7 protein-coding genes are annotated in these 5,849 nt (G+C 40.6%); all 7 read right to left on the reverse strand.

Features of this window, described 5'->3' with window-relative positions; genetic code table 11:
- Window positions 1-275 precede the first annotated feature (275 nt).
- Window positions 276-551 (reverse strand): type II toxin-antitoxin system YafQ family toxin, encoded by a 276-nt coding sequence (locus AB1422_15590; protein ID MEW6620732.1) that lies wholly within the window; start codon window positions 549-551, stop codon window positions 276-278.
- Entirely contained in the window at window positions 548-808 is a 261-nt protein-coding gene (locus AB1422_15595; GenBank protein ID MEW6620733.1) for a type II toxin-antitoxin system RelB/DinJ family antitoxin, read from the reverse strand. Before AB1422_15595 ends, AB1422_15590 begins: the two co-directional genes overlap by 4 nt.
- Window positions 780-1,037 carry a hypothetical protein gene (locus tag AB1422_15600; protein MEW6620734.1) on the reverse strand — a complete coding sequence of 86 codons (258 nt, stop codon included), beginning with the start codon at window positions 1,035-1,037 and terminating at the stop codon, window positions 780-782. The genes AB1422_15595 and AB1422_15600 overlap by 29 nt, the downstream gene beginning before the upstream one ends.
- Window positions 1,030-1,734, reverse strand: a complete 705-nt coding sequence (locus AB1422_15605; protein MEW6620735.1) for a DUF5714 domain-containing protein — start codon at window positions 1,732-1,734, stop codon at window positions 1,030-1,032. Before AB1422_15605 ends, AB1422_15600 begins: the two co-directional genes overlap by 8 nt.
- Before the next feature lie 341 nt (window positions 1,735-2,075).
- Window positions 2,076-2,471: a PIN domain-containing protein gene (locus AB1422_15610; protein MEW6620736.1), complete on the reverse strand. Its 396-nt coding sequence runs from the start codon at window positions 2,469-2,471 to the stop codon at window positions 2,076-2,078.
- A complete protein-coding gene (locus AB1422_15615) occupies window positions 2,468-2,722 on the reverse strand; it encodes a hypothetical protein (protein MEW6620737.1) in 255 nt (84 codons plus the stop codon). The genes AB1422_15610 and AB1422_15615 overlap by 4 nt, the downstream gene beginning before the upstream one ends.
- A 355-nt stretch (window positions 2,723-3,077) precedes the next feature.
- On the reverse strand, window positions 3,078-5,849 hold a 2,772-nt coding region (locus AB1422_15620), incomplete at its 5' end, for an Ig-like domain-containing protein (GenBank protein MEW6620738.1).

Consider the following 5,849-nt stretch of genomic DNA (forward strand, 5'->3'; position numbering starts at 1 on the left):
ATTGTGGAAAACAACAAATTTCCATAAATTTCTATTAGTTTCTATTAATTTCAATTTTTTTAATAATATCTCCCTATCTCCTTAATCTCCACATCTCCTTTTGTTACACCACCTGAACGCTTACGATACTACAAAACTTTCAATTACGGCACAGCCCCCGCCGTCCGCTGCAACGATTGGTTAGGAAAAAGTTCCACTTCACCGTCTTTTTCTTCTTATTTCTCTATTCCATAATTAATGTCTGCCCCAATCCTTATGCAATTGTTGAGCAATCACTACCTCTTGAATAAATCTGAGTGAGTACCTGTCCGCTCAAAAACAATTGTATTTCCTTGAATCTTGTATATCAACAACCAATCCGATTCTATGTGGCACTCTCGCCGATCCTCATAATCTCCGATAAGTTTGTGGTCTCGGTGTATCGGATCCAATCGTTCACCGTCAAGCAGACACAGGACAATCATTTTTAATTTCTCCATGTTCTTTCGGCGATTCTGGGTAAGTTTAATATCTTTGGAGAACTGCTTCGTGTAGACAGGCGTATACATCATATCCCCAATTTCCGGAACATATCTTTTGCATCTTTACAGAGAATTACATCACGCCCGGCATCTGTTGCCTCAAACGTCCTTTGCGTTGTCTTGTTTGGAATCGCAACGTCAAAGGGCAGTCCTTTTCGAAGAACCACCTGCTTGTAGAAGATGGCTATCGCCTGAGTTGTTGAAACACCAAGACGGCGGAAGATGCTTTCGGCGTGTTCCTTTAGATCAGATTCTACTCTAGCATGGATGACAGCGTTCTTGCTCATCATATTTACTCCTTTTCAACTTATTGTAAATCTTCTCTCCTACACATTCTTTAGCATATTTGCACCATTGTAAGCAGGATTGGATGTCATTATAAACAATAAATCCACACTTACATCTTACCATTGTCTCATTGGAGAATATTTCAACTTCCTCTTTGCAGTCTGGACACTCCTTTATTTTCAGCGTAGGGGTTGAAATATTAGCTAAACCCGGGCATTTATCAAACATAAAACCTACAATCCCCTTTATTGCAATGTTTATTTCTTGAGCTATGTTCGCATTTTAGTAGAGATGATGGAATATAACCCAGCTTTACCTTTAAAACCTCACGGAAGTATTGAATAGCCGTCTCAATGGCGATATATGTGCTTCGTTTACAACATCTTGCCCCACGATGATTGGCTATTGAAGCAAGCACACGAGAGGTCATTACATTGGCGATAATTCTTTCTGTATCAGAGAGAGGTGTTGCCTTCAGGATAATAGCTACAGCTATGCCACAGGCAATAGCAACACCATCTGTGCCATATAACCCACAATAGCCAGCAGGGATATTGCTTCCCCTTTTAATCGCTTCCTCTATCGCTTTCTCATCTACGCCACCGGCTACATTTTTATATGCTGTAACAAGAATTCCAGCAATCATCGGATGATGTTCAGGACCGATCATATGAATTGAGGGATGTTTCATCAGGATATCTGCCATCTCAAGTGGATTGGTTGTTTTTGAAGAAAGACAGAATTGGGTAATTACCTCAAGAGCACCTCTTTTATGGCAATCCTCACAGACATAATGTCTTTCCTTACAAATAAAATAACCCTTTTCACTCTTTCTACAATAAGAGCAGGTAGCGGAAATTGCCTCAGTCAGATATTCCAGCTCTTTCCCACAAACGATACATCCACTTTTCTTTTCTTGTTCCATTTATCTTACCTCCTCAATCTTGAGATAAGCTCTATAATCTCATCTATCTTCTTCTTTTTTTCTATCTCAGATGAGCCTTTAGGAAAGAAGAGAAAGAAGAGGGTCACATCTTGTGAATTGGGAATTACCCCTCGTTAATTCACAATTCAAGATGTGCCCCTCATACCCGTGCTCGGCACAGTCCCCCGCCGTCAACTGCAACGCAGGGTTAGACAAAAGCTCTGATTCCCTGTCTTTTCCTTTTCCTCTGCCTCACCGAATTATTGTGCATCCCACATTCACGATCTGACCTCCACTCCTCGCCTTCTGAGCAAGATGTCTTGCCCTTAAAAGCTTACCATCTACAGCCAATTCTCAACTTTAAGTTCTTTTATTCTTTCATAATGCCTGAGATTATTTGTAACTAAAATCCAACTTCTGCTCAAAGCAACACTTGCATTTAGAAGGTCAAAGTCTTCTATCAGTCTTCCTTCTTTTCTCAAATTTGCCTTGTTTCTTCCATACTGGTCAATACTTTCTTCATTAAGATAGGCGATTTCTACTTTCTTCAAAAAATCGGACAATCTCTTGAGATTTTGCTCTACATATTTTGAAAAGTAGGCTCCATACTTTAGCTCTCCAATAGTGATTATTGAAACGGCTAAATTATCCTCTCCTACTTTTTTGACCCTTTCCTTTATTTTATCTATTCCCTTGAACCAATAAATACAGGTATCCGTATCTAAGAGATATTTCATAATCTTATCTCTCCTTTTGAAGACTTTCGAGTTTCATATATATCCTTAACTATTTCCTCCTCATCCCGCTCATCTTTCCAACTCCCAAAAGAATCCCAGAATAGCTTGGTCTCTTCCGAAAGAGTTTTTTCTTTCTTTTCCTTTTCTATAATTATTATCTTTACCATATGGGATTTCAAGGACTTATATTCTTTTGGTAATGGGATTATACCATTTGGTAAAATTTTTGTTTCGAATTGGTATGTTTGCATTTTTTATCACCTCCTTAAAGAATCGGAATGTTCTGGGATAAAATTGAGCGTTAATTTTATTAGCCCTTTCTGGTAAACATCTTTAATTGCATTTTGATACCTCTGCTTTTGCCAGATAGATACCTAACCTTAGATTATCTTGCCTATTAGCAGTTTTATTTTACTTCAACCCAATATTTACGCAGATTTCACAGATTTCTCCGTTTCTCCCTTTCCCCCTTTCTCATCTGCCCTCTGCCCTCTGCCTTCTGCCCTCTCCCCTCTGCCTTCTGCTATTTATCCGTGCTAATCCGTGTTAATCAGTGGCTGAATAGTTACCTACTTCACAGGTTACAAACTTTTCGTGGTTCAATAGTTATTTTTCAACAATGACATCAATCACTTTTTCTTTGGATTGGTTGCCAACCGTGTCTATTGCCTGTCCGCCAATGCGATGGATACCTTCAAGAGAAATCGAGAATGCACCCTCGTATTTCTTCCACTCTCCATCATCGAGTCTGTATAGCACCTCAGCCACACCAGCGGCATCATCAATGGCGATTAATGAAAATCTGGCATCCGAATGAACATAATACCTTGAATCTAACTGGACACATCTATCTATCTCAATCTTTACCTCCGGCGGTGTCCTGTCAACAATGACATCAACTATCTCTTCCTTTGATTGATTACCAACCGTATCTATTGCTCGAAATCCAATACGGTGGTTGCCTTCATCCGCAATCGAAAATGCCCCATTGTATCTCTTCCAATCTCCATTATCTATTTTGCATAACACCTCAGCCACACCCGAGGTATTATCACCGGCGATTAATGAAAATCTGGTATGCGGATGAACAAAACTCCCGGATTTGCGGTCTATCTCAATCTTTATTTCCGGTGGTGTGTTGTCAACAATGACATCAAGCATTTGCTCCTTTGATTGATTACCAACCATATCCACTGCTCGAAATCCAATTCGATGACTACCTTCCTGGCTAATCGAGAATGCACCCGTGTATCTTTTCCATTCCTCATCATCTATTTTGCATAGCACCTCAGCCACACCAGCGGCATTATCACCGGCGATTAATGAAAATCTGGTATGCGGATGAATAAAACTCCCTGCTCTTCTATCGAGTTCAATCTTTATTTCCGGCGGGGTATTATCCACAATGACATCAAGCACTTGCTCCTTTGATTGATTGCCAACCATATCTACTGCTCGAAATCCAATTCGATGACTGCCTTCCTGTGAGAGCGAAAATGTGCCGCTGTATCTCTTCCATTCCTTATTATTATCGAGCCGATATAACACCTCACTCACACCACAGACATCATCAATGGCTATTAGTGAAAATTTAGTCTGCGAATGAACAAAACAACCGAATTTGCGGTCTATATCAATCTGGACTTCCGGCGGTGTCCTATCAACAATAATATTAACCATCTTTTCCTCTGATAGATTGCCAAGGGGGTCTATTGCTCGGAATCCAATCTGGTGAATACCCTCCTCAACTATCGAAAACGCTCCCATGTATCTCTTCCACTTCTCATTATCAATCTTGCATTGCACCTCAGTCACACCCGAGGCATTATCACTGGCAATTAATGAGAATTTGGTTTGCGGATGAACAAAACTGCCTGATTTGCGGTCTATATCAATTTTTATCTCCGGTGGAGTATTGTCAACGATGACATCAATTACATTTTCCTTTGATTGATTGCCAACCGTATCTGCGGCTCGGAATCCAATCTGATGATTACCTTCCTGCGAAATCGAAAATAGCCCGTTGTATCTCTTCCACTCCTCATTATCAATTTTGTATAATACCTCAGTCAGACCCGAGGCATTATCACTGGCGATTAATGAAAACTTGCTCTGCGGATGAACAAAATTGCCTGATTTGCGGTCTATGTCAATCCTTATCTCCGGTGGTGTATTGTCAACGATGACATCAAGGACATTTTCCTTTGATTGATTGCCAACCGTATCTGCGGCTCGGAATCCAATTCGATGATTACCTTCCCGGCTAATCGAAAATGCCCCGGTGTATTTCTTCCATTTCTCATTATCTATCCGGTATATCACCTCACCGACCCCGGCGACATCATCAATGGCGACTAATGAAAATCTGGTCTGCGAATGAACAAAACAACCAGATTTGTGGTCTATGTCAATCTTTATTTCCGGTGGGGTATTATCCACAATGACATCAAGCACTTGTTCCTTTGATTGATTGCCAATATTATCTTTTGCTTGAAATCCAATCCGATGGATACCTGCTTGAGAAATTGAAAATGGTCCCGGGTATCTCTTCCATTCCTCATTATCTATCTTGTATAATACCTCAGCGACACCCGAGGCATTATCACTGGCGATTAATGAGAATCTGGTTTGCGGATGAACAAAATTGCCTGATTTTCGGTCTACATCAATCTTTACCGCTGGTGGCGTGTTATCAACAATGATATTGGTTACCATTTCTTTTGATTGATTGCCAACCGTGTCTATTGCCACAATGCCAATCTTATGACTGCCTTCAAGAGAAATCGAAAATGTGCCGCTGTATCTCTTCCATCCCTTATTATCTATCCGATATAACACCTCAGCCACACCCGCAACATTATCAGTGGTTATTATTGAAAATCTGGTATGTGGATGAACAAAACAACCAGATTTGTGGTCTATATCCATCTGGACCTCCGGAGGTGTATTATCAACGATGACATCAGTTATTTCTTCCTTTGACTGATTGCCAACCGTGTCTATTGCTCGGAATCCAATCCTGTGATTACCTGACTGGCTAATCGAAAATGCCCCGGTGTATTTCTTCCATTTCTCATTATCTATCCGGTATATTACCTCACCGACCCCGGCGACATCATCACTGGCGGCTAATGAAAATCTGGTCTGCGGATGAACGAAACAGCCTGATTTTCGGTCTATATCCATCTTGACTTCTGGTGCTGTATTGTCAACAATGACATCAATCTCCTTTTCCATTGTTTGATTGCCAATCGTATCTATTGCGCTAATTCTAATCTTATGCCTGCCTTCCTGAGCAATCGAAAATGTAGCGTCGTATTTCTTCCATTCCTCATCATCTATTTTGCATAATACCTCAGCCACACCCGAGGCATTATC

This window comes from bacterium (genome assembly GCA_040757115.1).
Classification (GTDB): domain Bacteria; phylum UBA9089; class CG2-30-40-21; order CG2-30-40-21; family SBAY01; genus JBFLXS01.